Source organism: Mucilaginibacter gotjawali (genome assembly GCF_002355435.1).
Taxonomy (GTDB): Bacteria; Bacteroidota; Bacteroidia; order Sphingobacteriales; family Sphingobacteriaceae; genus Mucilaginibacter; species Mucilaginibacter gotjawali.
On sequence record NZ_AP017313.1, the window covers coordinates 1,574,416 to 1,601,414 of the forward strand.

The 26,999-nt window shown below is 42.0% G+C and carries 33 protein-coding genes; 13 read left to right on the forward strand and 20 right to left on the reverse strand.

Translation table 11 applies throughout. From position 1 onward, the window contains the following. Positions 1-59 precede the first annotated feature (59 nt). The 3 genes from MgSA37_RS07295 (at position 60) to MgSA37_RS07305 (ending at position 1,388) form a co-directional block, all read left to right on the forward strand. The gene (locus MgSA37_RS07295; protein ID WP_096350836.1) at positions 60-416 is read left to right on the forward strand and encodes a type II toxin-antitoxin system RelE/ParE family toxin; all 357 of its coding nucleotides are present in this window, start codon (positions 60-62) and stop codon (positions 414-416) included. Continuing rightward, positions 388-684: a helix-turn-helix domain-containing protein gene (locus tag MgSA37_RS07300; RefSeq protein WP_096350838.1), complete on the forward strand. Its 297-nt coding sequence runs from the start codon at positions 388-390 to the stop codon at positions 682-684. The genes MgSA37_RS07295 and MgSA37_RS07300 overlap by 29 nt, the downstream gene beginning before the upstream one ends. Positions 685-833: 149 nt before the next feature. Beyond that, the gene (locus MgSA37_RS07305; RefSeq protein WP_096350839.1) at positions 834-1,388 is read left to right on the forward strand and encodes a type 1 glutamine amidotransferase domain-containing protein; all 555 of its coding nucleotides are present in this window, start codon (positions 834-836) and stop codon (positions 1,386-1,388) included. An 88-nt stretch (positions 1,389-1,476) separates the two neighbouring features. On the opposite strand, the gene MgSA37_RS07310 is transcribed toward MgSA37_RS07305, so the two are convergent. The 10 genes from MgSA37_RS07310 to MgSA37_RS07355 form a co-directional block, all read right to left on the reverse strand. Further along, positions 1,477-2,898 carry a serine hydrolase gene (locus MgSA37_RS07310; protein WP_096350841.1) on the reverse strand — a complete coding sequence of 474 codons (1,422 nt, stop codon included), beginning with the start codon at positions 2,896-2,898 and terminating at the stop codon, positions 1,477-1,479. 36 nt (positions 2,899-2,934) lie between these two features. Further along, the gene (locus tag MgSA37_RS07315) at positions 2,935-3,327 is read right to left on the reverse strand and encodes a hypothetical protein (protein WP_157750484.1); all 393 of its coding nucleotides are present in this window, start codon (positions 3,325-3,327) and stop codon (positions 2,935-2,937) included. A gap of 135 nt (positions 3,328-3,462) precedes the next feature. Continuing rightward, complete coding sequence (locus tag MgSA37_RS07320) at positions 3,463-4,389, reverse strand: aspartate carbamoyltransferase catalytic subunit (protein WP_096350844.1); 927 nt, start codon at positions 4,387-4,389, stop codon at positions 3,463-3,465. A 119-nt stretch (positions 4,390-4,508) separates the two neighbouring features. Next, positions 4,509-4,877, reverse strand: a complete 369-nt coding sequence (locus MgSA37_RS07325) for a four helix bundle protein (protein WP_096350846.1) — start codon at positions 4,875-4,877, stop codon at positions 4,509-4,511. A gap of 86 nt (positions 4,878-4,963) precedes the next feature. Further along, positions 4,964-5,509, reverse strand: coding sequence for a bifunctional pyr operon transcriptional regulator/uracil phosphoribosyltransferase PyrR (pyrR, locus tag MgSA37_RS07330; RefSeq protein WP_096350847.1), 546 nt, complete (start codon positions 5,507-5,509; stop codon positions 4,964-4,966). Between the two features lie 167 nt (positions 5,510-5,676). Next, positions 5,677-6,123 carry a type II toxin-antitoxin system VapC family toxin gene (locus MgSA37_RS07335; RefSeq protein WP_096350849.1) on the reverse strand — a complete coding sequence of 149 codons (447 nt, stop codon included), beginning with the start codon at positions 6,121-6,123 and terminating at the stop codon, positions 5,677-5,679. Continuing rightward, complete coding sequence (locus MgSA37_RS07340; RefSeq protein WP_096350850.1) at positions 6,120-6,350, reverse strand: hypothetical protein; 231 nt, start codon at positions 6,348-6,350, stop codon at positions 6,120-6,122. Before MgSA37_RS07340 ends, MgSA37_RS07335 begins: the two co-directional genes overlap by 4 nt. An 82-nt stretch (positions 6,351-6,432) precedes the next feature. Beyond that, entirely contained in the window at positions 6,433-6,855 is a 423-nt protein-coding gene (locus tag MgSA37_RS07345; RefSeq protein WP_197706100.1) for an ACT domain-containing protein, read from the reverse strand. 165 nt (positions 6,856-7,020) lie between these two features. Then, positions 7,021-8,985 (reverse strand): 30S ribosomal protein S1, encoded by a 1,965-nt coding sequence (gene rpsA, locus MgSA37_RS07350; RefSeq protein WP_096350852.1) that lies wholly within the window; start codon positions 8,983-8,985, stop codon positions 7,021-7,023. A gap of 230 nt (positions 8,986-9,215) precedes the next feature. Beyond that, complete coding sequence (locus MgSA37_RS07355; protein WP_096350853.1) at positions 9,216-9,890, reverse strand: hypothetical protein; 675 nt, start codon at positions 9,888-9,890, stop codon at positions 9,216-9,218. A gap of 341 nt (positions 9,891-10,231) precedes the next feature. Here MgSA37_RS07355 and tyrS point away from each other — a divergent pair, with 341 nt between their 5' ends. Genes tyrS through MgSA37_RS07370 form a run of 3 tightly spaced genes read left to right on the forward strand, consistent with a single transcriptional unit; the run spans position 10,232 to position 12,493 of the window. Further along, positions 10,232-11,515, forward strand: a complete 1,284-nt coding sequence (gene tyrS / locus MgSA37_RS07360) for a tyrosine--tRNA ligase (protein WP_096350855.1) — start codon at positions 10,232-10,234, stop codon at positions 11,513-11,515. Positions 11,516-11,552: 37 nt separating this feature from the next. Beyond that, positions 11,553-12,041: a type II RES/Xre toxin-antitoxin system antitoxin gene (parS, locus tag MgSA37_RS07365; RefSeq protein WP_096350857.1), complete on the forward strand. Its 489-nt coding sequence runs from the start codon at positions 11,553-11,555 to the stop codon at positions 12,039-12,041. Further along, entirely contained in the window at positions 12,041-12,493 is a 453-nt protein-coding gene (locus tag MgSA37_RS07370; protein ID WP_096350858.1) for an RES family NAD+ phosphorylase, read from the forward strand. The genes parS and MgSA37_RS07370 overlap by 1 nt, the downstream gene beginning before the upstream one ends. Before the next feature lie 113 nt (positions 12,494-12,606). On the opposite strand, the gene MgSA37_RS07375 is transcribed toward MgSA37_RS07370, so the two are convergent. Then, the gene (locus MgSA37_RS07375) at positions 12,607-13,269 is read right to left on the reverse strand and encodes a PH domain-containing protein (RefSeq protein ID WP_096350860.1); all 663 of its coding nucleotides are present in this window, start codon (positions 13,267-13,269) and stop codon (positions 12,607-12,609) included. A 59-nt stretch (positions 13,270-13,328) separates the two neighbouring features. Further along, the gene (locus MgSA37_RS07380) at positions 13,329-14,306 is read right to left on the reverse strand and encodes a LuxE/PaaK family acyltransferase (protein WP_096350862.1); all 978 of its coding nucleotides are present in this window, start codon (positions 14,304-14,306) and stop codon (positions 13,329-13,331) included. 140 nt (positions 14,307-14,446) lie between these two features. Here MgSA37_RS07380 and MgSA37_RS07385 point away from each other — a divergent pair, with 140 nt between their 5' ends. Next, positions 14,447-14,929 carry a DUF1203 domain-containing protein gene (locus MgSA37_RS07385; protein WP_096350863.1) on the forward strand — a complete coding sequence of 161 codons (483 nt, stop codon included), beginning with the start codon at positions 14,447-14,449 and terminating at the stop codon, positions 14,927-14,929. Between the two features lie 96 nt (positions 14,930-15,025). Beyond that, positions 15,026-15,709: a lipid-binding SYLF domain-containing protein gene (locus tag MgSA37_RS07390; protein ID WP_096350865.1), complete on the forward strand. Its 684-nt coding sequence runs from the start codon at positions 15,026-15,028 to the stop codon at positions 15,707-15,709. Between the two features lie 15 nt (positions 15,710-15,724). On the opposite strand, the gene MgSA37_RS07395 is transcribed toward MgSA37_RS07390, so the two are convergent. From MgSA37_RS07395 to MgSA37_RS07405, 3 genes are all read right to left on the reverse strand, one after another. Beyond that, complete coding sequence (locus tag MgSA37_RS07395) at positions 15,725-16,597, reverse strand: DUF7003 family protein (protein ID WP_096350867.1); 873 nt, start codon at positions 16,595-16,597, stop codon at positions 15,725-15,727. A 14-nt stretch (positions 16,598-16,611) separates the two neighbouring features. Next, complete coding sequence (locus MgSA37_RS07400) at positions 16,612-16,959, reverse strand: hypothetical protein (RefSeq protein ID WP_096350868.1); 348 nt, start codon at positions 16,957-16,959, stop codon at positions 16,612-16,614. A gap of 179 nt (positions 16,960-17,138) precedes the next feature. Continuing rightward, positions 17,139-19,574: a penicillin acylase family protein gene (locus tag MgSA37_RS07405; protein ID WP_096350870.1), complete on the reverse strand. Its 2,436-nt coding sequence runs from the start codon at positions 19,572-19,574 to the stop codon at positions 17,139-17,141. 377 nt (positions 19,575-19,951) lie between these two features. Between MgSA37_RS07405 and MgSA37_RS07410 the strand changes: the two genes are divergently transcribed. From MgSA37_RS07410 to MgSA37_RS07430, 5 genes are all read left to right on the forward strand, one after another. Continuing rightward, positions 19,952-20,305 carry a response regulator gene (locus MgSA37_RS07410; RefSeq protein ID WP_157750485.1) on the forward strand — a complete coding sequence of 118 codons (354 nt, stop codon included), beginning with the start codon at positions 19,952-19,954 and terminating at the stop codon, positions 20,303-20,305. 172 nt (positions 20,306-20,477) lie between these two features. Continuing rightward, positions 20,478-20,831, forward strand: coding sequence for a response regulator (locus MgSA37_RS07415; protein ID WP_096350873.1), 354 nt, complete (start codon positions 20,478-20,480; stop codon positions 20,829-20,831). 242 nt (positions 20,832-21,073) lie between these two features. Next, positions 21,074-21,973 (forward strand): alkaline phosphatase family protein, encoded by a 900-nt coding sequence (locus MgSA37_RS07420; protein WP_096350875.1) that lies wholly within the window; start codon positions 21,074-21,076, stop codon positions 21,971-21,973. Between the two features lie 108 nt (positions 21,974-22,081). After that, positions 22,082-22,465 (forward strand): response regulator transcription factor, encoded by a 384-nt coding sequence (locus MgSA37_RS07425; protein ID WP_096350877.1) that lies wholly within the window; start codon positions 22,082-22,084, stop codon positions 22,463-22,465. A gap of 94 nt (positions 22,466-22,559) precedes the next feature. Beyond that, positions 22,560-24,170 carry a serine hydrolase domain-containing protein gene (locus tag MgSA37_RS07430; protein ID WP_096350878.1) on the forward strand — a complete coding sequence of 537 codons (1,611 nt, stop codon included), beginning with the start codon at positions 22,560-22,562 and terminating at the stop codon, positions 24,168-24,170. Between the two features lie 15 nt (positions 24,171-24,185). Here MgSA37_RS07430 and MgSA37_RS07435 read toward each other — a convergent pair whose 3' ends face one another. From MgSA37_RS07435 to MgSA37_RS07455, 5 genes are all read right to left on the reverse strand, one after another. After that, entirely contained in the window at positions 24,186-24,815 is a 630-nt protein-coding gene (locus tag MgSA37_RS07435; protein ID WP_157750486.1) for a hypothetical protein, read from the reverse strand. A gap of 124 nt (positions 24,816-24,939) precedes the next feature. Continuing rightward, positions 24,940-25,539: a hypothetical protein gene (locus MgSA37_RS07440; RefSeq protein WP_096350882.1), complete on the reverse strand. Its 600-nt coding sequence runs from the start codon at positions 25,537-25,539 to the stop codon at positions 24,940-24,942. 293 nt (positions 25,540-25,832) lie between these two features. Continuing rightward, positions 25,833-26,186, reverse strand: a complete 354-nt coding sequence (locus MgSA37_RS07445) for a VOC family protein (RefSeq protein WP_096350883.1) — start codon at positions 26,184-26,186, stop codon at positions 25,833-25,835. Then, a complete protein-coding gene (locus tag MgSA37_RS07450; protein ID WP_096350885.1) occupies positions 26,173-26,505 on the reverse strand; it encodes an ArsR/SmtB family transcription factor in 333 nt (110 codons plus the stop codon). Before MgSA37_RS07450 ends, MgSA37_RS07445 begins: the two co-directional genes overlap by 14 nt. After that, positions 26,502-26,939 (reverse strand): SRPBCC family protein, encoded by a 438-nt coding sequence (locus MgSA37_RS07455; RefSeq protein WP_096350887.1) that lies wholly within the window; start codon positions 26,937-26,939, stop codon positions 26,502-26,504. The genes MgSA37_RS07450 and MgSA37_RS07455 overlap by 4 nt, the downstream gene beginning before the upstream one ends. Positions 26,940-26,999: the final 60 nt, after the last annotated feature.

The window sequence follows — 26,999 nt, forward strand, 5'->3', positions numbered from 1 at the left end:
ATCATAAATTTTCAAATAAAAAGTAGTCCAAATAGACTACTTTTGTTATCTTTGTTTCAGTGAATAAAAAACGTGAACTCTTTTTTTATAAAGATTATTTCCGGGAATTTTACAAGGCTCAAACGTTAAAGGTTCAAAAAAAAATTCTTTGGACACTAGGAGTTGTAGAAAGCCTCGACCGGATTCCGGAAATTTATTTCAAACATCTTGAAAATTCAGATGGCATTTATGAAATCAGGGTTCAAGTTGGCAGTAACATCTTTCGTGTTTTTTGTTTTTTTGACGATGACAACTTAGTTGTTGTTGGACATGGTTTCCAAAAGAAAACACAGAAAACTCCAGCCGGAGAAATTGTAAAAGCAGAGGGGATTAAAAAGGAATATTATAATGGAAAAAAATCTGACAAGTTTAAGTGATTTTATCGACCAGGAAATTGGTGTTAAAGGCACAAAGAAAAGGGCAAAGTTTGATGAGGGCTTTGAAGCTTTTAAATTAGGCGTATTGATCCAGCAGGCGCGGCAGGAACGAGGATTGACACAAGAGCAAGTCGCTGACCTGTCAGGGACAAATAAATCTTATATTTCAAAATTAGAGAAAGATTTAAAAGACGTTCGCTTTTCCACATTGCAGCGAATTATAACTGAGGGATTAGGCGGGCATCTTGAAATCTCTATTAAATTTTAATAGGGTAATATGCTATCGGTCTATAGCGTTTTGCTCAAATGTAATAGTACACCTGTCAAAAATTTAGTGGTTTTAAAATCCTAAAACTATCCTCTCTCTCCGGTGTTTATACCATAGATTAGTTTTTATAATAAAAAATAAATAAAGCTATGGCAACTTTAAGTGATCGTAAAGTAGCAATCCTTACCGAAGAAGGATTTGAACAAATAGAACTCACCAGCCCTAAAGCGGCCCTGGAGGCAGCAGGAGCTACGGTGCATGTTATATCACCCCAAAAAGGTAAAATTAAAGCCTGGGATAAAACTAACTGGGGTATTGAAATTGATGTCGACAGGCAATTAGTTGATGTAAGCCCGGATGACTATGATGCGCTGGTTTTACCGGGCGGTGTATTGAATCCCGATAAATTACGCCAAAATGCGGACGCTATTGCATTTGTTGCCGCATTTTTAGAAGAAGGCAAACCCATAGCCGCTATTTGCCACGGCCCGCAGATGCTGATTGAGACTGATATGATCTACGGTCGCAAATTAACCTCCTATCCCTCTATAAAAACCGACCTGAAAAACGCAGGCGCGGAATGGATCGATGAGGAAGTAGTGGTTGACAATGGCCTGGTTACCAGTCGCCGGCCAGCCGATCTCGGGGCCTTCAACAAAAAAATGATAGAGGAATTTGCAGAGGGGATACACGAGGAGTATTAGTTTTTAGTTGATTAGGTTGATTGAGTTGATTTAGTGAGTGGTTGATTTTTTAATACTTTAACTTAATCAACTCAATCAACCACCCAACTCAATCCACCAACTTCTTCAAAATCCCTGTCCCCAATTCATCAGTGCTTTCCACCGCATTTGACAATACTATCACAGCAATGTTTTTTGCAGTATTAAAAGCCATAAAGCTGCTGCTGCCATTGGTGCCGCCGTTATGAAAAATATAGTCGACCCCATTTACGGTGATGATATGCCAGGCCAGGCCGATCTTTACGTCTTTCGTAAAGGTGATATGATGGCTTAACTCAATTCCCTTTCCAAGCTTGTCATTCCCCGGGTGCATATTGGCTTTGGCATATAACAACATATCGTTTAAGGTTGATCTTAATGCGCCGCAGGGTGCCAGTACATCAAAATCCCAGGGTGGGGTTGGCATGCCGCCGGCATTATATACCTGTACAAAGCGCGGCATAGCCAAAGGGTTTAAAAATTGCCCGGTGCTGTACATTCCCAGTGGTTTGCAAATAATCTCCTTCACCATTTCTTCGTAAGGTTTTTGACTGATAGTTTCTAAAATACTGCCCAGCAAACCCGCGCCTAGGTTTGAATAGGCGTATTGTGTTCCGGGTTGGGTTTTTACTTTGCAGGTTTTAAGGTAGTCGTAAAGTAGTTCCTTTGTATAATCCTTGTATGGGTTTAAAGGATCGGTTGCATGCGGGATCAGGTTATCCGGCAACCGTTCAAGCCCGGAAGTATGGTTGCATAATTCCTGTAAGGTTATGGATGCCAGTTGCGGATTAGCGGCAACTGAATCCGGAAGGTATTTGCGGATAGGGTCCCGTAAACTCACTTTTCCTTCATTCACGTAATACGCCAGCAATATTGCCGTAAACGTTTTGGTGATGGAACCCAGCTCAAAAAAAACATCTCCATTGGGGATTTTGCTATTGCCTTTTATCGTTTCGCCATAGCCATAGGTGCTGATGGCACCATTATCAATCACGCCGATACATAAGCCAACGGTATTTGCTTTTTGAATATACTTGCGGGCTACTGAATCTACCTTCCTGTCAGTACTGGTTTTTAAAGGATTGTTTGAAGGTACCAAAGCGGTTTTATCGCTAACGGGTTCCTGGTATTGCTGAAACAGGAAGAGCTCCAGTTTACCTTTTTTATCCAGGCTCATCAGCAATTGAAGCGTAATGGCGTCGAACTTAAGTTTGTAAGTGGCAACATTATTATTAACAAAGCTGATCAGCGTTGCTTCTTTTATTTCGCCCAAAGGGAACAGTTGGTTAGTGGCTACCCCGTTAAATGCATCTATGCTCAATTCTTTTTGAAACGCATCCCCGGCCATATTATAAATGGCATCGGCATTTTTTTGGTTGAAATACTTCTTTACCTGCTGAAAAACTGAATCCACCTTTTGTTGCTGGCGGCTTTGGGCTTTGGCCATAGTTAAAAGAATAAATAAGAAGAAGAAACTAAGTGATGACTTCATAACAAGATTTCAAAGGATAACGAAATAAGGGTAAAATTAATGCAATGGATCGGTAAGGCGAACGAATTTTTGCTCGTTGCGAGCCCATAATATCCTGTAAATAATAATTCCCACCAAAGCGCCTGATAAATAGGTGTAGCCTATAAAGTTAAACATGTTGGATGGATCTGCTGAAATATAGGCCATGAGATCATGTTTTACAAACGCAATAATAATACTTATGAGGAAGCATATAGCAAATCCAAAAAATATACCACCGTCAATCAACGAATATTTTATCGGACCCTTTTTTCGAATATGATCCCAGTCTTTAACAAATTTTATGTTTCCGATATCCGTTGTGGTTAAGCCTTTCCGTTTTAACTTCTTCTCGTATTCCAGTTGGTCTTTGTAACGGTAGTAGCCGGGTATAAATCCGATAATATCCATAAAGACAAACCAATAAATTATTTCTTTGTCTTTAACAATCCAAAAAATTACTAAAGGGAATATCAAAGAAAGCAGGAAACCTTTGAGGCTATTTCTTAAATACGATTTAAAAACAGGGCCCATCAGGTTTACTTATTATGGATTTTGCCCTGCCAGCAAAAACAACGCAGCCATGCGTATGGCTACCCCATTTTCTACCTGGTCAAGGATGATGGATTGTTTGCTATCGGCTACGTCGCTGGTGATCTCCACGCCGCGGTTGATAGGGCCCGGGTGCATTACAATGATCTCTTTGTCCAGCGAGTCAAGGATCTGTTTGTTCAATCCGTACAGCATGGTGTACTCGCGCAGGGATGGAAAGTACTTAATATCCTGGCGTTCCAGTTGTATACGCAGCATATTGGCTACATCGCACCAGTTAAGGGCCTTTACCAGGTTATGTTCAACCTTCACACCCAATGAGCCGATATATTTAGGGATCAGCGTAGTGGGGCCGCAAACCATCACCTCGGCGCCCAGCTGTTTAAGGCATAATATATTAGAAAGCGCCACCCGTGAATGCAGGATATCGCCCACGATCACTACTTTTTTGCCCGCCACATCGCCTAATTTTTCGCGGATGGAAAATGCATCCAGCAATGCCTGGGTTGGGTGCTCGTGCGCGCCGTCTCCGGCGTTAACGATCTGAGCCTTCACGTGTTTTGAAAGGAAGATGCCGGCGCCCGCATACGGGTGGCGCATTACCACCATGTCCACTTTCATGGCAAGGATATTGTTTACAGTGTCTATCAAAGTCTCACCTTTGCTTACCGACGAAGATGAAGCGGCAAAATTGATGGTATCTGCAGATAACCGCCGCTCGGCCAGTTCAAACGACAGGCGGGTACGGGTTGAGTTTTCAAAAAATATATTGGCTATCGTGACATCTCGCAGCGACGGGACTTTCTTAATGGGCCTGTTTAAAACCGTTTTAAAATTGTCGGCTGTTTCAAATATCAGTTGAATATCTGCCGCGTTTAAGTCTTTGATGCCTAAGAGATGTCGTGTTGAGAGTCCTGCCATTGGGTTTATTAATATCGAATATCGAATGCCGAATATCGAATGTAGAAGTGATTGAAGTTTGAATGGCGAAGGCCAGTTGCATACTTCTTTATTCTACATTCGATATTCATTGTTCGATATTATTTGGTGTTATTCTTTTTTGCTGTTTCAATGCTTTTAACAAAGATAGCAATCAGCTGATTGCATTCATTTTTTGCTGTCGCCGTTTGACTTAAATCATACATGGCTCTTTTTTCAATAATTTTTAATGAGATCATTGATTCTCGTAATTCCTTTAAAATGACTTTCATCTTGTGAATAAAATCATTTCTTGATTCGGCGGCTTGAGCTTCCCCGTAATTTAAGGACGGTGAGCAACCCGAGCGTACTAATTGACCTGCTATGTAGTTTCCCATCCTTGTATTTGGTAAGGCTTCAGTTATATCCGCTATGATAAACGCAAAATCAATTAGTCTTTCTTCTAAGTCGTATTTGATGTCTTTTGTCATGTATTAAAGTTTATATTGATTTTTTATTAACGGCACTTCAATATTCGACATTCAAAATTCATTATTCGTTATTCCTTTCCTTCCGGTTATTTTACATCAGATAAAAGTGTAATCTTGTCCTCCCCATCCGTCTCTTTCCAGCTCACTACCACTTTTTGCGATGCAATGGAATCTACTTCAATACCCACGTAATCTGCTGAAACCGGGATATGCCTTGAATAACGCCGGTCAACCAGCGTAAGTAACTCTATTTTTTCAGGTCGGCCAAACGCCTGCAGGGCATCCATGGCGGCGCGGATAGTGCGGCCGGTCCAAAGCACATCATCCATCATGATCACTTTTTTGCCTTCGATAATAAAATCTATTTTGGTTTGATTAGGCACCAGCTGCGATTCGCGGCGGCGGAAATCATCCCGGTAAAAGGTAATATCAAGGTCGCCCTGGAGGATAGTTTTACCATGCAGTATTTTGCGTAGTTCTTCGGCTATGCGTTTGGCCAGGTAAATACCTCTCGGCTGTATGCCAATAAGCACAGATTCTGAAAAATCGTTATGATTTTCAATTAACTGACGACATAAACGCTGTAATGTAATTTGAAATTTGGGACCGTCGAGCAGTGTTGGGTTTTGCATCGTATGGGTGGATTTGGGCAAAGGTAATTATTTTATTTAAGTCAGGAAAGTCCGAAAGTCCGAAAGTCCGGAAGAAAAATTTACCGAGTTGGCAAATATGTTCTTTGTGAGCCTTATTTATTTGGCTGCCGTTATCGCGGACGCGTTTTAGCTGATTGCGAAAGGGGTTATAAGAATTCAGGCTTGATATGTTGAACTTCAATGAATATTTGGTGCAGATGATTAAAATCAGCATCTGTAGTTACGAGTTTCAGACCGAGCAATGCAGCAGTTGACGCGATCCAGAGATCGTTCTTGCCCATATTTCTTGGCTTATCAAAGGAATAATTTGCATATGACGGGTTTCTGCGTTGAGAAAAAGCATCGATCTCGGCATAAGTGTCGGTCAATCCTTCGTTTATTTCTATAATTACGGCCTCGTCCAATATTGCATTAACAACGTTCCATTTTCTTATGCCCCATTTATTTTGTACGGCGATGGATTTCAATTCTGAAATTGATACAACGGAGATGAAAATTTTTTGATTGTCAGGATTGATAACGGTTGTTAACAGTCTGCGGCTTGTATCTTTGGCCAGATGAATTAGAATATTGGTGTCAAACAATAGATTCATTTGCTTTCATTCAGCGTCTCTATTGCGTCTGCAGCTTCGTCTTTAGTTAAAAAAGCATCTTTAGGCAATTTCTTTAACCGGTCTTCAATCGACTCCGGAGTTTTGCCCATTTTACTGGCAAAAGCAGTTGCACCACCAGCGGCTAATATTTCGGCTATGGAATATGATTTACGGCCAGGAAATGATGCCTGGATTTCATCTGATATTTTGGTGTTTCTGTTATTCATTTACCAATATGCTTCCGTTTAAACAAATTTACTGAAAATTTATTTAATAGTTCTAAGAGTAAAAATCATTCAAAAGCGAACATTAACTATTGAACTCTTCAAGCACCTGCATCGCCTTTTCAGCATCCTGTTTCGCCACAAAAATATGATCATGATAATAAGCAGCTATCACATTACAACCTATGCCGGCTTTGGCAAGTGCATTGGAGAATGCTGCCGTAAATCCAACGCCTTCCAGGGACGAATGGACGGTTAGTGTTATCCACGCAGCGATATAGGTATAGTTTAAGTTTAAGTTATCTGCGACGTTTTTATCAAGGATAACGGTCAGGCCTTCTTTTTCCTTAAATGAGCCTATGATTTGGGAAGGATCAATAGTTTGTGAAGCCGGTATTGTGCAAAAAATATAGTCGCCATCATTCAGGGTGGGGCGCATGGTTTTTAGTAATTCGTTGAGGTTAGTTTCGCCGGGCATCGTTCTTTTTATAAAGGATCTTCTATGCATTTAGCCTCACCTAAATCCTCTCCAAAAGAGAGGACTTTTGACTAGCATATTTAGTTATTTATTGGGGCATTTCAAAACCCTCTCCTTTGGAGAGGGCAGGGTGAGGCACAAAAAAGCCCTTCCGAAATAGTTCCGGAAGGGCTTAAAGGGAAATTTATTTAAAGCTTATTGAGCTTCTTCTTCAGATGCTGGTTTTTTTACAGCCTTGCGGGCTTTATTTTCAGCGCCTTCCATTTGCTCTTTTAACTGTGCCAATACGCTCAGATCGCCTAAAGTTGATTTTTCAACCGAATCTTTAACCTTCTTCACTGCATTGCTGGCAGATTTTGCTTCCTTTTTACGGGTTTCAAATTCCTGTACCCTTGCTTCTGCACGGGCTTCTTCCCAGATGCGTGAATGAGAGATAACGATACGTTTGTTTTCCTTGTTAAATTCAATGATCTTGAACTCAGCAGCTTCTTCAGCTTTTAAGCTCTTGCCATCTTCTTTAACCAGGTGTTTGGTTGGGCAGAAGCCTTCAACACCATAAGGTAAAGCAACAATAGCGCCTTTGTCAGTTACTTTGATAACGGTACCTTCATGTATCGAATCGATAGTGAAGATGGTTTCAAAAGTATCCCAGGGATTTTCTTCCAGTTGTTTGTGACCTAAGCTTAATTTGCGGTTGTCAACATCAAGATCCAATACGGACACATCCAGTTTTTCACCAACTTTAGTGAATTCGTTTGGATGGTTGATCTTTTTAGACCATGAAAGGTCGCTGATGTGGATCAGGCCGTCAATGCCGTCTTCCAATTCAACAAACACACCAAAGTTGGTCATGTTTTTAACAGTAGCGATGTGCTGGGTGCCTACGGCATATTTTTCAGCAGCATGTTGCCATGGATCAGGCGTTAATTGTTTAATGCCTAATGACATTTTGCGTTCGTCGCGATCTAATGTCAATACCTGTGCTTCAACTTCGTCGCCAACTTTCAGGAATTCCTGAGGGTTGCGCAGATTCTGAGACCATGACATTTCAGATACGTGGATCAAACCTTCAACACCAGGGATGATTTCAAGGAATGCACCGTAATCGGCAACAGTAACGATCTTACCTTTAACATGTGATCCCACCTGAATTTCTTCAGAAAGGCTTTGCCAAGGATGAGGAGTTAATTGTTTTAAGCCTAAAGCGATACGTTTTTTCTCATCATCAAAATCAAGCACAACAACGTTGATCTTTTGATCCAATGATAAAATTTCGCGCGGATGCTCAATACGGCCCCATGAAATATCAGTGATGTGTAATAAACCGTCAACACCGCCAAGGTCGATGAATACACCAAAGTCGGTAATGTTTTTAACGGTACCTTCCAGAATCTGGCCTTTTTCAAGTTTGGCAACAATTTCTGTTTTTTGGTTTTCCAAATCGTCTTCAATCAGCACTTTGTGCGATACCACTACGTTTTTAAACTCGTGGTTGATCTTAACAACTTTGAATTCCATTGTTTTGCCCACATAAACGTCATAATCCCTGATAGGTTTAATGTCGATTTGTGAACCTGGTAAAAAGGCTTCAACGCCCATTATGTCTACGATCAGACCACCTTTAGTCCTGCTCTTAACAAAACCAGTGATGATCTCATCATTGTCGAGTGCAGAATTAATACGTTCCCATGATTTTTGAGTTTTAGCGCGTTTGCGTGATAATACTAACTGACCGTTAGCATCTTCCTGCGATTCAACGTAAACCTCAACAGTGTCACCGATCTTCAGATCAGGTGTATCACGGAACTCAGATACAGATACCAAACCGTCAGATTTAAATCCGATGTTCAATACCACATCTTTGTTATTTACATTTACAACAGTACCGGTGATGATCTCGCCTTTTGTGATAGAACTGAAAGTTCCGTCGTACATTTTTTCAAGTTTCTCGCGGTCTGAGTCGCTGTAATTGCCGAATTTTTTTTCATCGGCGTCCCAATCAAAGTCAACATTTGAAGATGTAACATTTGATTTGATCTCTTCGATCGAAATTGAATCAGCCTCTGATTCAATAGTTTCCTTTTCCTGAGTAGCTGTAACTACGTCGAGTTCAGCTTCCTTAGCTTTAAGTTCTTTTTCTGCTTCCTGTTTTTTTGCCATTAAATAAATTTTCTCCTTTTCCCAATTTTCTAATTGGGACTGCAAAGGTAGAGATATAATTTTGTTTGATAAAAATTTATTTGAAGTTAAAAAGGGATATTTGGTTGATTTTGACCGTTTTTTCAGCTTTTTTTGCTATTTTTCAGGAGAGAAACAGCGATGAGCATCGAAATTGTACCAATCGAAGTGGATTTCAATTCATTTACCTTATTGTAAATAACACCAGGCAGCTAATAGGAAAAACTCATTTTGTTTTCTATTTCTTCAAAAATCGACATGAAATCTTCAGCAAGGCAAGCCCGGTAAGCCATTAAAATGCCGTTCATCGCCGCCTCATTTTCAGCCGTAAACGGGTCTTTCCATACCCGCATGCAAATTCTTTTCAAGGCATAGGCAATTTGTTTTGTGTCGGCATAATTGTACAGGTATTTGCTCTTTTTAAAATCATCGTAGAATTTAAAAAATAAACCTGTGTTTTTTAATCCTGACGATGTTAAAAATTCATCAACAACAGGTGTCTTGCAGCCGTCAAGGTGATCATAAAAGCCATCTGCTGTTACTTTTCCGGTGGTTAGCAGCAGGTTGTCCAGGATAAGCTCGAGCGCAATATGGCCTAAAAAGAATGGCTTTACCGGCGAACCAACCATAGCGGGAAGCAGTTTTATTTTTAACTGGTGCGAGTGGGTTAAAAAAAAATCTGAAGAATGAAAATAGCGGTCCACCAGCAAATGTTTGTTCCATCCGTTGATGATGGAATTTACGTTGTGATCGTTGTGGCTAAGCTTTTCGGGATGAATGATCACTGTTTTGTCGGCATTTTTTAACAGATCGGGCATAACGGTACCTAAAACCATATAGCAGTTGGCAGTATCCCGGTCGAAATAAAAGTGCGACAAAAAATTCATAGGCCTTTTTTGCAAAATAGTAAATATTTAGGATTTCACCGATTATTTAAAAATGATTTCACTGATTTGATTTGGAGATTACACTGATTTGATGTCGGGATTACACCGATTGTTTTTTGGGATCTCACCGATTTTTAAAATTGATTACACCGATTATGATTTTTGGATTATACTGATCATGCGTTTTCTGCAGATTTTAAATTCGTTATGGGCAGTTCTATTTTTTAAATATTGATGAGACTGGAATCGGTGAAATCATTTTTCCAATCGGTGAAATCCTATATCAATATTCTTTTATCTTTGGCGTCCCGGTAATTACCGGCTCAGGAAAAGATATTGATATGAACTTTGTTGAAGAATTACGCTGGAGGGGCATATTGCATGATATTATGCCCGGTACTGAAGAACTGCTGAATAAGGGTATGGTTTCGGGCTATATCGGCTTCGATCCCACTGCCGATTCGCTGCATGTAGGCAGCCTGGCACAGATCATGACGCTGATCCACTTTCAGCTGGCGGGGCATAAACCATTTGCCCTGGTTGGCGGGGCTACCGGTATGGTAGGTGATCCTTCGGGAAAATCAGCTGAGCGTAACTTATTATCTGAGGAAGCTTTACAGCATAACCTGGCGGGGATTAAAGGCCAGCTGGAGAAGTTTTTAAACTTCGACTGTGGTGCCAACAGTGCCCAAATGGTAAATAATTACGATTGGTTTAAAGAATTTACCTTCCTGAATTTTATACGTGATGTCGGCAAGCATATTACCGTTAATTATATGATGGCCAAAGATTCGGTGAAGAACCGCATCAATGGCGATACCGGTATGTCGTTTACGGAGTTTACTTACCAGTTGGTTCAGGGGTATGACTTCTACTATTTATGGAAAAACCATAACTGCGCTCTCCAAATGGGCGGCAGCGACCAATGGGGTAATATTGTTACCGGTACCGAACTGATCCGCCGTAAAGATGCCGGCGAAGCTTTTGCGTTAACTACCCAATTGATCAAAAAATCAGACGGCAGCAAGTTTGGCAAAACCGAAGGCGGCAATATCTGGCTTGATGCTGAAAAAACTTCACCCTACAAATTTTACCAGTTTTGGTTGAATACCAGTGATGTTGATGCTAAAACCTATATCAGGATCTTTACCCTGTTCAATAAAGAAACTATAGAAGGCCTTGAAGCAGAACAGGACGCAGCACCGCATTTGCGTACATTGCAAAAAGCTTTGGCAAAAGATATCACCATCCGCGTACATGGCGAAGCTGAATATGAAAAAGCTATTAAATCTTCCGAGTTTTTATTTGGCAATACAGGTATTGAGTTTTTAAATGAATTGAGCGATGCAGAAGTGCTTGCCTTATTTGACGGGGTACCTAATCACACTGTTAAATTAGCTAACCTGGAAGAAGGTATTAACATAGCGGATCTTTTAGCAGTGCATACCACGGTATTTGCTTCAAAAGGGGAGGCCAAAAAGATGATACAGGCTGGCGGCGCATCTATCAATAAGGCTAAAATTGCTACGGTTGACGATATTTATACTACAGATACATTGATAAACGGCAAGTACCTGGTAGCCCAAAAAGGAAAGAAAAACTACTTTTTAATTATTGCTGAATAATTTGCAAATACGACAAATGGTACTTATATTTGTACTAATGTCGTATAAAAAAGCAAATATCAAAAATATTGCAAGTGAACCAATGGTAGCTTATGTTACTGCTGGTTCTTCAAATCCGTTTTATAATTTATTGGGCGGCAATAGCGTAAGCCTCTCTAATGATCTGGATATCATTAAGCTTGCGCGGCAGGGTTTTTCCAAACGGGTATTAATGTCGCTTGCTAAAAAAATATCCTTAAACCTGCAGGAGTTAGCTTATATCCTTCATATTTCTGAGCGCACTTTACAGCGTTATGATGACAACGAAATTATAAAAACTGAGTACGCCGAAAAGGCTGTTGAGCTTGCCCGCCTGTATACCCGCGGCGAAGAAGTATTCGGCTCCATTGATAAGTTTAAGCTATGGATAAAAGCACCCAGCCTTGTTTTTAACGGCGAAGCACCAGTTGCCATGCTGGATACCTCTGCCGGTTTTGATATGGTTTTCAAGGAGCTTGGCCGTATTGAGCACGGTATTTTTGCCTGATGGTACTTTACCGCATCACCAAATGTAATTATGCCAATGACCTTAGCGGTACCGGCGCACGTTTATATGGCGGCCGCTGGAACAGCGAAGGTAAAGATGCCATCTACCTCGCATCATCCCGCTCCCTGGCTGTATTGGAAGTTTTGGTTCATCTGCCACCCCTTATGATCCCCGACGGCTATTGCCTGGTAGAAATAGAAGTGCCCGACAATAGCATAAAACAAATCTATATTGAAGCCATGCCCGCTAACTGGAAAGACGTAGCAGGCCCCGTCGCCTTAAAACGCATTGGCGACGAGTTTTTGAAAGATCAGCAATATTTATTAATGAAAATGCCTTCGTCCATTGTGCCTATGGAGCATAATTACCTGCTTAACCCGCAGCATCCGGCGATGAAAAAAGTGAGGATATTAAAATCGGAATCGTTTGACTTTGACGAAAGGCTGGTTTAATTGGTTCATTAGTTCAATGGTTCATTAGTTCAATGGTTCATTAGTTTATTGGTTGCATGTCAGCCATAACGTTTTACCAATGAACTAATGAACCATTGAACTAATAAACTTTCCTACAAGTCGCTCAATAAATCCAGTTTCTTATGGTTATATTCTTCCTGCGAGATGAGGCCGTTATCAAACAGCATCTTTAATTTTTTCAATTTTTCGGTTAACTCATCTGGTTTTGGTGCTTCCTGTACAACGGGTGCAGGAATATGTACAGGTTCCGGTTCTGGTATCGGAGCAACGGGAGCTATTGGTTGCTGCGCGATGGCACGGGCGGCATTATCAAACTGAACAGCGCCCGATTCTGCACGTTTCTCTTCCAGGTCGCGCAAGCGGCGGGCCTCACGCTCGGCTTCTTTGCGTTCCTGTGCGTATTGGTATAGTTTGCGGGCTTGTACTTTTGGCAGGTAATCAACCCCCATTTCGGCGCCGTTTGTTGTACGCACACTGAAGATAGCGCCTATGATCTCTTCCTTAGTGAAAACATCAATAATATCTTTCCAAACAAAATCAACAAATTTTAATGTAAGCCCCAAATTGCCCGGGGTGAATATCAGGATGCGCTTGTTGGTTAGCGCCACGCAATCCGGAAATAAATTAACGATGGGCTTTTTTTGAACTGCTATGTATATGATCTCTTCGCCTGTAGTTAGCAGGTCGTTAAGGCGCGAATAAACTTTTTCAACTGCTTTGGGGTCCTGTTCTTCTGTCAAAAATTTATCTATCATGGTTTTATTTTAATGCTTTGGGCAAAAATAAGAATATTATGTTAGTTGCAAGTTAAGTTTTAGGCGATCAGTAAATTACATCCCCTGATGTCGGAATTATCAAACCGCCCTAATACTTCAAATGAGTTATCAGCATAAACCCTGCCAAGGTCCTGCGTGGCGATAAAGGCGCATGAATTGATGTTTGCCAGGTCGATAACATTGATGCCGCCAGCCTTGCCACCTGTGACGATACTCATCGGGTCGTTGGTATCGCGGGTAATAATGCGCATCCATGGCGGGCAATTGAATATGCCTTCTCCTTTTGAATAGGCCTGTGATAATAATTCCGTCATGCCGTACTCCGAGTGTATGGCATTAACACCAAAGCCCCGGCACAATTGTTCGTGCAGTTCCTCGCGGATCATTTCTTTTCTGCGGCCTTTCATGCCGCCTGTTTCCATCACGATCAGTTCAGGAAAATCAACTTTATAGGCTTCAATAAAATCAAGCAGGGCAAAGGTTACGCCAATAAGCAGGGTTGGTTTATGGGCATCCTGCTGCTTTTTTAATTGCTGAAACAGTTGATCATGATCGTACAAAAAGAAACCGCTATCCGGGTTATTTGATTGTTTGATGAGGTCATCGGCCATGTAAATTAACGACGATCCTTCGCGCTCCAGGTAGGAGGGCAGCAGTGCCAGGATGGTGTATTGCTCAATGTCGCCATAAAACAACTTAAAAGCGGCCCTGAAGCTGTCGGTATACCAGTTTACATCGCTTACATAATGGCTGCTGGTAATCATTCCGGTAGTGCCAGAGCTGGTAAATATAACGTCAACCGGCTCGGCGGAACTTAAAACAGCATGCGATTTAAAAAACTCAATCGGCAAAAAGGGAATATCGTTTACAGCATTAACTGCTTTTGGATCAATATTCAAGCCCTTAATAAAACTCCGGTAAACAGGACAGGCTTTTGCCTGGTATTGAAACATTTGTAAGGCGGCATCATTAAATTGTTGCTCATTACTGATAGAAAATACCTGCTGCCTGTTCATTGGGACAAAGATAGGGAGGTTTTGATTTGAAAATTGATGAATTTGAAGATTTGAAAATTAGGTGAAGAAAAGGTTAGCAAGTTCCGGGTTTTTGGGGGTGTTTTTTATGTTGAATTTTGATCCATCAAACAGTAAAAAACATGAATAAATTTAAAATTGTACCATTATCCCAAGCTTATGCACAAAGGATAAGGCAGACGATGAAAGATGATTTCGGACACCAGGTAACTGAAAAGGTGGCTTCAGGAGCGGGGCCCTGCAGGGTGTCATTAAAACCATTTGTTAAAGGAGTTGATAAACGTATGGTGTTTACCCACAGCCCTTTCGCTATTGATAATACCTACAACCAGCCCGGCCCGGTTTTTATCAACAGCGAAAATGTAGAGGAATATAGCGATATCCACCGCTTCCCGCCCGAAATTAAGGCCAACAAGAAAAGCTTCCCTTTAACGCTTATTGGTTATAATAAAAACCAGCAAATGGCTTTTACGCAATTGGTTGGCGATGCTGACGTGGATGAGCTGATTGTAGCTATTTTTGACACCCATCCGGAAGTGGAATACCTGCATGCCCGTAACGCCGAGGCCTGTTGTTATATATGCCAAATTGAAAGATTTAATTAAAATGGAGGCCAATAAATGCAAACATCTGTTCGTTTACAGGGTTATTACATCGATATAAAAATTATTTTTGCACCCGAATTTTAATAAAAATAACCCATGAAAACGATTAGATTTTTGCTGATGCCAGCCTTGCTGACACTGTTATTTGTAACAGTATCTGCCACAACAGACCAAAGTAAGGAGGTTGAAAAGATACACAGCGCAACCAATGTTTTAAAAGATTTTGACCAGATGAAAGAAAGCATCCCGCACGACCTGATACAAGATTGCGAAGGGATCGTTATCGTACCCGAACTGTTAAACGCCGGCTTTGTGGTTGGCGGTAAACGTGGCCGTGGTATTGCCATGGTTAAACTTGGCAATGGCAAATGGAGCGACCCTGTTTTCATCACGCTTACAGGTGGCAGTTTCGGCTTCCAGATTGGTGTTCAGTCGGTTGACCTGGTGATGATCTTCCGTCATAAAGGCGTACTCACCAAAGTGAAAAATGGCGACTTTACCATCGGTGGCGATGCTTCGGCGGCAGCCGGCCCGGTCGGTCGCAGTACATCGGCCAATACCGACTATGCTATGAAAGCCGAAGTGTATTCCTACTCGCGCAGCCGCGGCCTGTTTGCCGGTATCACTATCAATGGCTCAAATTTGGGTATCGATAAAAAAGCCAATGCCAATTTTTACGGATCAGACATTAGTTCCGAAGATATTTTTGGAATGGAGAAGAATGATTCAGACGCGGTTAGGGAGTTGAAAAAAACCCTAAGAGGGATGGAACAAGACTAATCAGCCTGTAAAGTTTTACAGCGATCCCGAATCGGGCCAATTAGTCCAGTGTGTATTTGGTGCTAACGTTGGCTTGTAATGAGAGGTATCCCCCGTAGCAATAACTTTTGCCAGCATAGGCCAGGTTTCGTAGGAGCCTGGCCTGTTTTCTTCCCACTGTTGTATGTTGTAATCTGTTTTACTATTCTCCTGCTGACGGGTCATAAAAGTCAATGTTTCCAATGTCATCCCCATGATCTCATAGTTTTTGCGGTTGAGTTCCCAAATTAATTTTAGTTGCTCATCAGTCATAGCCGGTTCGTCTATCTCGTTAAAATCCTTATGGTGCCATTCATCCAGCACCAATATTTTTTTTAGATCTGCCGGAATAGAGGTGTAGAGTTCTTCGTCAGTCGCCCTAAAAGTAACCCGATGGCTAATTATTACCAACCTGCCTGCTTCTTCAATATTAATCTCCCCTGGTTCGTATTCTTTTAACTCAATATCTTTATCCAGGTAATCCTGCTTATTAGTGCTTAAGGGTACTTTTAAGCCTCGTACCAGCCAGTGTGTTGCATCGGGTTTAATGCAGGGTTCCTCAATGCTATCAAAATAGCTATCATCGTCAATAGGGTAAAACCTGTGCGTGTTTGTCAGTTGCCCGTTATCTTCCTCCTGGTTTACCAGGCAATTTCCAAAATAATCTATTTCGAGGTCAATCCTTGCGCCGCGTGGGTTGTAACCCAATCGTTCAATAGCAATAGCCCACCGGTCGTTATCTCCCTTAAAAACATTGAGCCGGCAATCTATTAAATAGGAGTATGGATGACCAAGCGAAGTAAAATGTGAATAGTAACCGCTTGAGTTGGAATAGTCGAGTGTTGTAATGATTTCTTCTTCAGATAGCATAGGGAACAGGAGTTTTATTGATCACTTTTCGACACTGCCTTTTTTAATAATACCCCCGATAAAGCTGACATCCCACCAACCAAACCACCTATCACAGCTGTTATTATTAGCAACCAGATCCAGTTATGGGGTAAAGGGAACAACAGCACTACCCGGCTGGCCAGGATATGGTCATTGGGGATGCTTTTAAACAGGGCAAGCACCGTCCACCCGATAAATACGGCCGCAAAACCCGACCAGAAAGACCGTGCAGGGGTTTTACCGATAAAAAAGGCTGCGCCAAAGGCCGCTATGGCCACTATCCACCAGGGTAAAAAATAACCGCCGGCAAATGATAATATCAGGATGATCAAAAAAAGCATAGAATCAAATTTTATTGGGTATTGTAAATCACGTTATACAACTATCATTTTTTAATTTTAACGCAGCGATACGGCGGAGGCACAAAGAGCGCTGAGTTTTAATAATTTTATCGCTCTGTGCTCTTTGCGTCTTCTTAGCGCCCTCTGCGTTTAAACATTATTTTGCTAATTATTAATTGTTACCGAAGCGTTAAAGTCGTTTTTATCCGTTTAGATTTTTCCTCAGCCGAATTTAAAAATAACAATTCATTCAGCTTGCCATCCCGCCAGGTGGTAAACATATCGTTATAAAAAAAGCTGCCGGGATTGCCCGATTCACCACCGGGGAATACACCATAGCCCTTTACCGTTGGCCCCATTTGTACCACCATGCGCCATGATGGGCCGTTGTTATTCCTCAATGCGTTAATAACACCGCCCGTACCGCCGGTAAAAAACTGCCCGGTGCCAAAGCCTGGTAAGCTGGCCAAATGGTCAATAAAGGTGTCTTTGACGTTGCCCCATTGCCATTTTGCGCCGGGGCTGCCATATTTGTGCAGCATTTCGTCGATGGTGGCGGTAAATGCCAGGTTAACAATATCGGCACAGGTTTCTTTTTGCGGCGTAGCCGGATTATCAAACCATTTGGAGATGGGCTCAGTGAGCAGTAGTTGCTCGGTACGATCGTACGACGGCATTTTTAAATAAACCTTGTTATCGTCAAAATTAACGGCCCAGGTGGTATCGTAAAATTTGTTCCACCATTTGTTAAATATGCTTGCTCCTATGGCATTGGCGGCATAGTGTTTATCCCATACCTTAATTATGTTATAGGCCTTTAGCTGGTCGGCATGCAGTTTTGTTGGGTCGATGTATTTCAGCATCGCAGGCAATACATCCTGTGCTAAAATGCTGTAATTATCCATCTGCATCAGGCGCATACTGTCAACTGTGGCATGCTGCATGGCGCTTAGCTTATCGCTGATGCGCTTGCCCCGGTAATATTGCTCGTAGCGCCAGTTGATATAGTATGGGTAGGATGGGTCGGTAGGCGACTCATTCGCCGAGCGTACAAAACCCTGTGCCGGATTTTTAACCGTTGGGTTCTGGTCGTAGGGGATCCAGCCGTGCCAGTCGTCGGCAGGGTCGCTGCCATCCAGCACAAACTTGCCCTGGTCCTTATATTTTAAGGGAAACTTGCCGTTTGGTGTTATGGCGATGTCCTTATCGCTGCTTGCAAAAATAAAGTTTTGTGTGGGCGCGGTAAAATAGGTGAGGGCCTTGCGATAGTCGTTATAATCCTTACCCCGGTTAAGCAGGTAAAAACACATAAACTCGTCCGATTCATCGTGCGCTATCCACCTTAACGCATCGCCTACAGGGATATTTTCATGATGACCCGCAGTTTTTTCGGTCGAACTATCATAAACTACCGGGCCGTGTACCGTGTACAGCACGGTATCAATTACTGTCTTTTCGCCCAATACTTTTATCGTTTCAATACGCTTGTTAACCTTGTTCCATTGGTTGTTGTACCAATATTCTTTTTTGGTGTTGTCCTTAAATTTGATCTGGTACCAATCCAGCACATCGGCATCCACATTGGTAACGCCCCAGCTGATCTTCTGGTTAAAACCGATCACCACCCCCGGCGCACCCGGTAAGGATACCCCGCAAACATTAACCGTTGGCGACGACATTTGCACCTGGTACCAAATAGAAGGGAAAGTTAAATTGAGGTGTGGATCATTGGCTAAAATAGGGTAGCCGGTAGCGGTTTTGCTACCACTAATGGCCCAGTTATTACTGCCTATGCCCGGCACAATTTCTTTTGTTTTGATACCTTCGGTCATCTGGGCCGTAAAGCCTTTGGATGGCTGCGGAATAGGCAGCGGTTTAAAGTTCCATTTGGTGCCTGCCGGGATGATCGGGTCCTCGTGGAAGGGATAATCCGGGAATAGGTCATTCACATCTTTGGCCCCAAAGCGTTTCAGGTCGTTGGTCAATCCAAACTGGTCCGAGCCGCCAGCCAGCGTTTCCGACATCAGTTTAAGCAGGAAAACGCAATTAATGGGTTGCCATTCCTCGGGTTCGTAATTCAGCAGTTTAAACTCCAGCGGGTAATCTTTTGGCGCAAGCGAATGGATATAACTATTCACCCCTTCGGTATAGGCCAGCACTACCATTTTTGATACCGGGTTCTTCATGATGCCTTTCAGGCTGTTTTCGGCGCCGTAAACCATGCCCATACGGCGGTGGTAGCGGTCGATGTCCAAAGCTTTTGGCCCCACAATTTCGGCAAGGCGGCCTGATGCACTGCGGGTTTGGATGTCCATTTCCCAAAGACGGTCGCGGGCGGTGATAAAGCCTTGCGCCAGGTAAAGGTCGTGGTCGTTTTTGGCGAAGATATGCGGGATACGGTGATCATCGTACTGAACGGTAACCTCATCCAGCAAACCGGTGATCTTTAAGTTTTCGGCAGGCAGGATGTTTTTGCTTTCGGCATTTTGCCAGAAACCGGTTGAAGGGTTAAGGAACGCGCCGAAGGGCGGACCGCCGAGAACTCTGACAGCCGAAAGGAACCAAATTAAAGCTATGGTTACAATTAACGAAGAAAAAGCCCAGAAAAACTTCATTGCAGGAATTTTATTGAGCCAAGATAAGGAAAAATGGAGATGGTTTTTTGATGAAGAGGAAGATTTTAATTTGATGGGTTAAATAGAGAGATAGGTTTACGAAAGTTTTTTTCCGAGCTATCCCGCTTGTTCCATCCCATTTTTGAGTGGCTGCTATACCGCAATTAATGATGATACTGATAAATAATCTGTTAGTCGATCTTGCATCAAATAGTTCTTAATTTATGTAGTAAAAGAATAAAAATTTTGCTAAAAGTTAACTTATTTAGGTGATACAGTATATTGATCAATTATCTGAATAATTATTAAACAATACTATTTGCCTTTTGTTGAAGAAACTTAATTTAGTTGTAATTAAAAGCATAGATACACTGAAAGTGAAGACGTTACTAATTTTTGAGAACGATACAGACACGGTTGACATTATAACATCATTGTATGAATACTCGACCTTTAACGTGGTGAAATCAGCAAGAAAATTAAGTATTGACGAAATAGCCCATATAAACCCTAATATTATTATTTTGGATCATTTACTGGATGACGGATTCGGCGGCGACTTGTGCCTCGAGATCAAGATGAACAGTTCAACAAAACACATTCCCATAATTCTCTATTCGGCAAGTAATCATGTCGAACAGCTGGCTACGACAAACTTTGCTAATGCCTTTATTTCCAAGCCATTTGATCTTTATTATTTTATTGACATGGTTAATTTGCTGGCCTTGTAAAATAAATTATTGTAATGCCGCGGCTTGCTTTCTTATTAAAATTATTTATAAAGACAGGTGATAAATAAAAAAAATCAATAAGTGACCATTGTCATATAAGCTAATACATATTTATTGATAAATTTCGCCGATATTTCACCACCAATTTAAAAACCCTTAATACCCTGATCAGTTGAAAAAATTACTCCTTGTAAAAAATGATGAAGACACGATCGAGATCATCGAAATCATGTATCAAAATTCAGGATATGAAGTAATTAAGGCACCGGAGCAGGTGAATGCCGGAATGATCACCGAAATTAATCCTGACATCATTGTACTGGATCATTATTATAATGACGGTTACGGTACAGAACTTTACGCCGAAATAAGGGCCAACGAACAAATAAAGCATATCCCGGTTTTGATATGTTCGGGCCATTATGATCTTGATAGCCTCGAAAAAGTTAGCTCGGCAAACGGTTTTATTACTAAACCTTTTGACACCTATAGTTTTTTGAAGCTGGTTGACAACCTGGCGCTTTGAGTTTGGCCGCTGATGCATACATGGAAATTCAGTCTGGCACCCGTTGTTCCGGGTGTTTCCAACTGTTTTTACCTTTAGGGCAAAAACAGTTGAAATAAAAAAGTGCACTAACACTTTTTAGGCAGCCAGAGGGTTACGAAACAGGCTTTTATTCCATTTATCCCGCGCAAAAATGGGATGGGAAAAGTGGGACCAGCGTGACAAAAACAAAATGCTATCCTTATTCCTTGTTAAGGTTACAAATGAATTTTATAAAAACCAATACAGCCATTTTGGCGGCAATCTTTTCGCTGTTTGCGCCCCAGCCTCAGAATGATATCCCCCAGTACGATCATGTGGTTGTGGTGATTGAAGAGAACCATGCCTATCACGAGTTGATTGGTTCGGCCAACGCCCCGTATATTAATCAGCTGGCTAAAGGCGGCGTGCTATTTACCAATTCGCATGGTATAGGGCATCCCAGCCAGCCTAATTACCTGGCACTGTTTTCGGGCAGTACGCAGGGTGTTACCGGCGATGAATGCCTGGAGGGAAAGACACCTTTTAAAACCCCCAATCTGGGCGAAGCTTTAATAGATAAGCACCTTACTTTTAAAGGATACGCCCAAACCATGCCAAAGGCGGGCTACCTGGGCTGCACTTTTCTGAGCAGCAGTGTTACTATTGGCCATTTGTATGCCCGTAAACATACGCCATGGGTAAATTGGCTGGGAACTGGTGTTAACTGTATCCCCCTGTCATGCAGTGTGCCGGTGACTGATTTTCCGAAAGATTTTACGAGGCTGCCCACGGTTGCTTTTGTGGTGCCCGATATGGATTATGACATGCATAATATTGGCCTGTCGGGCGATGCCAATGCCATACGCCGCGGCGATACCTGGCTAAAGGAACACCTGGATGAGTATGCCCAGTGGGCCAAAAAGCATAACAGTTTACTGATAGTTACTTTTGATGAGGACGACTATGTAAGCAAAAATGAAAACAGGATCCCCACCCTGTTTTATGGAGCGAAGCTTATACAGGGTGAGTACAAGGGCCAGGTGAATCATTACAATATATTGCACACGCTGGAGTCGATGTACGGTTTAACAATTACGGATAATGTAGTTGCACCGCCGGTTGGGGGGATTTGGGGGAAATAATTTTTATTGTTTGATATGTCTTTTGACTTTTGTTAATAGATCTAATATTTAGTAATAAATAAAATATTTAACATAAAATAAATATTGTAGGTTTGACTTTTAACATAAATGAAAAAACTATTGATTCTTGAAGACGACCCTGCCCTGGTAGAGTTGGTGGAAACCATGTTTTCGGAGTCGGATTTTACCGTCTTAAAATCATACAAAAGAATACCTTTTGACGAAATAGCAAGGATAACTCCCGACATTATTATACTTGACTATTTTTTGGGCGGTGACCTTGGTAGCGAAATATGCCTTGAACTTAAGGCGTCACCTTTAACGCAAAACATCCCGGTGATACTTTATTCGGCATTTAAAAACCTCAAGGAACTGGCTATAGAAAGCTGTGCCGATGGCTATATCATAAAGCCCTTTGAGATTGACGAATTTATGAGCATGGTATACAGCTTAGCGCTAAAGCCTTCAACAATACGCTTTAACCCGTCTTAACAGCCGTTTGCCGTCCACAATAATTTTAAACGATTTAAAATAATTCGGTAAAGTTGTTAAATTCACCTCAATTATAAGCAATAAAATTATCGCCATGTTTTCATTAAATCGCCGGGTTTTAAAACGACATTTTTTATCTTGTCTTAAATTAAGCAAAACATATTTCAACTGGTTTGCGCTGTTATTATTGCTGGGCGGCAGCTCGGCCTACGCGCAAAAGACCACTTTTTTCCCGCATAGCCTGCCCGAAACCGAAGGTGTATCCGCCGGCGGTATAGATAGTTTTTTAACTGCGGTGAGTCGAAGCACGCATGAATTTCACAGTATCATGATATTGCGCCATGGCAAAGTGCTGGCAGAGGGCTGGTGGAACCCGTACCGGCCTGATCTGCGGCATAGCCTTTACAGCTGCAGTAAAAGTTTTACTTCAACCGCAGTAGGTTTTGCCATCAACGAAAAGCTGCTTTCAATTCATGATAAGATAACCTCCTTTTTTCCTGAAAGCCTGCCTGATACGGTGAAACCATACCTGGCGAAGCTCACTATCAAAGACCTGCTGACGATGAGTGTCGGCCAGGATCCTGACCCTACTTCCATAATTCCGTTCACCAGCGCAAATTGGGTAAAATCTTTCCTGGCTACGCCCATTAAAAATGAGCCGGGCACCAAATTCCTGTACAACACCATGGCTACTTATACGCTATCGGCCATTATTCAAAAAGTTACCGGGCAAAAAGTGGTAGATTATCTGAAACCGAGATTGTTCGACCCGCTGGGTATTACCGGTATGGATTGGGAGGCAGACAAACAAGGCATTAATACCGGAGGATGGGGCCTGCGTGTAAAAACAGAGGACCTGGCAAAAATGGGCCAGCTTTACCTGCAAAAAGGCATCTGGAACGGTAAACAAGTGTTGCCAAAAGGATGGGTTGAGGAAGCAACTACTTTTAAGATAGACCAGGCGCCGGGCGCAGCACAAAGTAAAAAAGACTCAAGCGACTGGATGCAGGGGTACTGTTACCAGTTTTGGCGCTGCCGGCACAATGCTTTCAGGGCGGATGGGGCCTTTGGCCAGTACATTATTGTAATGCCCGACCAGGATGCGGTGATAGCCATCACATCAGAATCAGCCGATATGCAAGGAGAGTTGAACCTGGTATGGAGATATTTACTGCCTGCTATGCATAAACAACCATTAACAATTAATAAAAAGGCTGACGAAGATTTGAGCAACCATCTGGCAAACTTAAGCCTGCCCCCGGCGGGAAAAACTGATCCAAAGATTCCAGTTCATGAAGGTACATTTGCGCTCAAGCCCAATAGCCTGCATATCAAATCTATATCGTTTCACTATGATGGTACGGTTTACAAGCTGGGCCTGAAAATTGATTCAACTACGTATGACCTTGATTTTGGTAACGGAAAATGGCTGCCCGGCGAAACCAGCATGAACGGGCCAAGCCTGCTTAACGGTGCAAAGGAAGATTTTTCGCTATTGCTGCCTTATAAAGTTGATGGCAGCTGCACTGCGGTGGGCCTTGACAGCGCATTACAGTTTAAACTTCGTTATATCGAAAGTCCGCATACCGAAACCATAACCTGCCATTTTAACGGGCAAGCGCTTAACGCAACCATTGAATATAGTTTTAACTATGGCAAAAGTAAAATGGAATTACAGGGTGATGCTGTAAACGATGGTAAATGACCAGTGTACCGGGTGTTATTTGTCGCTTAAAATAGCTTCCTTTTTACGCTGTTTGTTAACGCTATGCGGTTTCAGAAAGTTGTAGGTTAAATTGATGCCGATATATTGGCCGTTGCGGTTGCTGTTGGTGCCATCAAAAAATACGTAGCCCTGCACTATAGCAATGGCAAACGTGGTACTTACGTTAAAATTAATACCATTACAAATTTCGGACATTAACGCTTGTTTGGCGCTTAGTACATACCCGGCACCAAGGCAAAGAGATTCAGCAAACCGGCCTTTGGAAAATACGTTTATTGTCGGTCTTAACTCAATATACCGCGCTGAATCATTACCCCTTAATTCGTTTAATTTTCCTGTTGCCAGGCCTATATCAAAAATACCATAAGTTCGGCCGAACTCTACAGCCGGCGCAAACCTTTTGGCGGCACCACCTTTTGTGTTTACAAAAACATTTGTAAAGGCCGAAAGATAAAAATATTGTGGCTCTTTGTTCTCTTTTGAAGTGTCAGATTCAATGGTGGTGTCCCTTTTACCCAGGTTGCTAAAAGCATAGCTCAATTTTGCCGGCTGAACAGTCAATGGCTTTTGGGCAAACCCTGAGATCCAGATCATAGAAAGTAGAGATGTAACAATAGTTTTCATTTTGCTTTACGGTTTCGGACAAACCCTGCTTTCAGACAGATAATGAATTAAATTGTTTTAAATAAAAACAGGATCACCCTTTGTTAAGGCAATCCTGTTGTTATTTTAATTTTATGGAGGGATCCTAGTGGTGCAGGCGGGTAACCAGGGTAAACCGGTTGCTTCCGTATGAATTGGTATCTGTGGTCATGTTAAACAAATAAGAAGGATAGTGGCGAAAATCCAGTGAATCCTTTTTAAATTTGTCTATCAGCCATATATCATAATTTGCCGGAATTGCCTGTATTTTGGTGATGGATAATTTATACTCTCCTTTTTTAGTGGCGTTTACCACCAATTTTACACTTGTTCCGTGGCTTGCCATGGGTAATGTATTAATAGATAAAGGTACATTATCGCTTGACAGGCTTGAAAAACTTACTATCCCGAATCCCTGCATAAAACGGGCGTCTTCCGCGCCGGAATAAGCTGCTGTTGATTTTGGATTAAAGGAAATCATCAATCCATCGGTATTGATAGAATCTTTCGCTAATTTAACGCAAATGTATCCCTTGGTACTATCGGCTTTTTTGCCTGAAGTGTCCTGGTTCAGCACAATGGTTGTTGACGGTAACTGTTGTGTGCCCTGGGTAGTTGCTATAAACGGGTTTACAGAAGCTTCTTTATGGCATGACGAAAAATAAAGTGCTGCAATGATGATAATTGCTGATATCCTGGTTTTCATTTTATTGATTGTTGTAAAAGCCTCATTGGCTTCAATTTATCTTTGTAATGCTTGCTTTTACGACAGCAGCGAATAAAATGTTCAGGTATTAATAATATTTTTTATTTATGATGGGATATTATATCATGAAGAACTGGTTTGATAAATATATATTAGGCCGGGCCGCGGGCGAGCGGATGCAGGAATCAGTATGCAGAAGCGCAATGCATCATAATGAAAAAAATTTGAGGGATTTGAAGGGTACCCTATAATAAGTGCATAGCGTATCAGGTCTTCAAATCCCAAAAACCGCCTCAGGACTGGTGGAAACTCAGCACGTTCCCGTCAGGGTCTTTAACCGCCATAAATTTGCCCCACGGGGTCTCGTCGATTCGTCCCACATGGATGCCTTTTGCAGTAAATTCTTCAACATCCTGCTCAAGGCTATCGGTTTTAATAACAAAGCCATGTATACTTCCTGGTGGCATTTGCGGAAACCAGGTGACCAGGGTGACGGAGGTATCGTGCCCGTTAAAACCCAGTTGTACCCAGGTTTGGCCATCGCCGGTGGGTGTTTCGGCTAAAATAGTGAAGCCAAGTTTTACATAAAATTCCTTTGACCGTTGCTGGTCGGTAACGGGGATAGAGATAATTTCAATCGATTTCATTATTAGGGTTTATTTGGTTTAATAAATGCTCGAGGTTATGCAGTTTGTCTTTCCAGAAATTGTCGAAAAAGATAAGCCAGTTTTTTATTTCGTCAAAGCCTTCGGGCTTTAATTCGCAATAACGTTCTCGTCCCTGGTCGTTGATCAGGATCAGGCCTGCTTCATAAAGCACTTTTACATGTTTGGATACTGCCGGGCGGCTCATTTCAAAATTGCCGGCAAGTGCATTAATGGATAATTTATCTTTTGTCAGCAGCATCAGTATCCCGCGTCTGCTCGGGTCGGCAATCGCCTGGAAAGTGTCCATGGTTGCTCTCATGTCATGTCATTTAAAATACTTAAAAAACGCCGGGTAATATGCTTCTTCCATCCTGTCCCCATAAATATACTGGTAAGGTAATTTTTCCAGCCTTTAAACCCGGTGTGCTCAAGCACCAGGCGGGTGCCGCCGGCATCAGGGGTCAATGTCCACGTTAGTAATGTATCCAGGCTGATGACACCCGGCTGCGGACCGCCTTTCCATGTGTAAACCAGTTTTTGGTTTGGGATGATCTCCATTACCTCGCAATAAACAATACCATCAAAGCCCATTTTAGGGATAGGTTTGGTATAGAAGTTAAAGCGATGGCCCACCGATGGCTTAAAATCATTTTTCATTAACCACCGGCTCAAAAGTTCAGGATTGGTAATGCACTCCCATACCTTTTCGGGCGGGTGAGGCAGGTACCATTTAATAACAAGGTCGCGTTGCATAACGTGTAACTTTAAGGTTACGTAAATGTATGCGTAACTTTTGGGTTACGCAAATTTTAT

Bases quoted from the DNA above. Each gene is read 5' to 3' on its own strand.
- MgSA37_RS07300 (WP_096350838.1), top strand. From the start codon at position 388: ATGGAAAAAAATCTGACAAGTTTAAGTGATTTTATCGACCAGGAAATT.
- MgSA37_RS07305 (WP_096350839.1), top strand. From the start codon at position 834: ATGGCAACTTTAAGTGATCGTAAAGTAGCAATCCTTACCGAAGAAGGA.
- MgSA37_RS07310 (WP_096350841.1), bottom strand. From the start codon at position 2,898: ATGAAGTCATCACTTAGTTTCTTCTTCTTATTTATTCTTTTAACTATG.
- MgSA37_RS07315 (WP_157750484.1), bottom strand. From the start codon at position 3,327: ATGGATATTATCGGATTTATACCCGGCTACTACCGTTACAAAGACCAA.
- MgSA37_RS07320 (WP_096350844.1), bottom strand. From the start codon at position 4,389: ATGGCAGGACTCTCAACACGACATCTCTTAGGCATCAAAGACTTAAAC.
- MgSA37_RS07325 (WP_096350846.1), bottom strand. From the start codon at position 4,877: ATGACAAAAGACATCAAATACGACTTAGAAGAAAGACTAATTGATTTT.
- pyrR (WP_096350847.1), bottom strand. From the start codon at position 5,509: ATGCAAAACCCAACACTGCTCGACGGTCCCAAATTTCAAATTACATTA.
- MgSA37_RS07335 (WP_096350849.1), bottom strand. From the start codon at position 6,123: ATGAATCTATTGTTTGACACCAATATTCTAATTCATCTGGCCAAAGAT.
- MgSA37_RS07340 (WP_096350850.1), bottom strand. From the start codon at position 6,350: ATGAATAACAGAAACACCAAAATATCAGATGAAATCCAGGCATCATTT.
- MgSA37_RS07345 (WP_197706100.1), bottom strand. From the start codon at position 6,855: ATGCATAGAAGATCCTTTATAAAAAGAACGATGCCCGGCGAAACTAAC.
- rpsA (WP_096350852.1), bottom strand. From the start codon at position 8,985: ATGGCAAAAAAACAGGAAGCAGAAAAAGAACTTAAAGCTAAGGAAGCT.
- MgSA37_RS07355 (WP_096350853.1), bottom strand. From the start codon at position 9,890: ATGAATTTTTTGTCGCACTTTTATTTCGACCGGGATACTGCCAACTGC.
- tyrS (WP_096350855.1), top strand. From the start codon at position 10,232: ATGAACTTTGTTGAAGAATTACGCTGGAGGGGCATATTGCATGATATT.
- parS (WP_096350857.1), top strand. From the start codon at position 11,553: ATGTCGTATAAAAAAGCAAATATCAAAAATATTGCAAGTGAACCAATG.
- MgSA37_RS07370 (WP_096350858.1), top strand. From the start codon at position 12,041: ATGGTACTTTACCGCATCACCAAATGTAATTATGCCAATGACCTTAGC.
- MgSA37_RS07375 (WP_096350860.1), bottom strand. From the start codon at position 13,269: ATGATAGATAAATTTTTGACAGAAGAACAGGACCCCAAAGCAGTTGAA.
- MgSA37_RS07380 (WP_096350862.1), bottom strand. From the start codon at position 14,306: ATGAACAGGCAGCAGGTATTTTCTATCAGTAATGAGCAACAATTTAAT.
- MgSA37_RS07385 (WP_096350863.1), top strand. From the start codon at position 14,447: ATGAATAAATTTAAAATTGTACCATTATCCCAAGCTTATGCACAAAGG.
- MgSA37_RS07390 (WP_096350865.1), top strand. From the start codon at position 15,026: ATGAAAACGATTAGATTTTTGCTGATGCCAGCCTTGCTGACACTGTTA.
- MgSA37_RS07395 (WP_096350867.1), bottom strand. From the start codon at position 16,597: ATGCTATCTGAAGAAGAAATCATTACAACACTCGACTATTCCAACTCA.
- MgSA37_RS07400 (WP_096350868.1), bottom strand. From the start codon at position 16,959: ATGCTTTTTTTGATCATCCTGATATTATCATTTGCCGGCGGTTATTTT.
- MgSA37_RS07405 (WP_096350870.1), bottom strand. From the start codon at position 19,574: ATGAAGTTTTTCTGGGCTTTTTCTTCGTTAATTGTAACCATAGCTTTA.
- MgSA37_RS07420 (WP_096350875.1), top strand. From the start codon at position 21,074: ATGAATTTTATAAAAACCAATACAGCCATTTTGGCGGCAATCTTTTCG.
- MgSA37_RS07425 (WP_096350877.1), top strand. From the start codon at position 22,082: ATGAAAAAACTATTGATTCTTGAAGACGACCCTGCCCTGGTAGAGTTG.
- MgSA37_RS07430 (WP_096350878.1), top strand. From the start codon at position 22,560: ATGTTTTCATTAAATCGCCGGGTTTTAAAACGACATTTTTTATCTTGT.
- MgSA37_RS07435 (WP_157750486.1), bottom strand. From the start codon at position 24,815: ATGAAAACTATTGTTACATCTCTACTTTCTATGATCTGGATCTCAGGG.
- MgSA37_RS07440 (WP_096350882.1), bottom strand. From the start codon at position 25,539: ATGAAAACCAGGATATCAGCAATTATCATCATTGCAGCACTTTATTTT.
- MgSA37_RS07445 (WP_096350883.1), bottom strand. From the start codon at position 26,186: ATGAAATCGATTGAAATTATCTCTATCCCCGTTACCGACCAGCAACGG.
- MgSA37_RS07450 (WP_096350885.1), bottom strand. From the start codon at position 26,505: ATGAGAGCAACCATGGACACTTTCCAGGCGATTGCCGACCCGAGCAGA.
- MgSA37_RS07455 (WP_096350887.1), bottom strand. From the start codon at position 26,939: ATGCAACGCGACCTTGTTATTAAATGGTACCTGCCTCACCCGCCCGAA.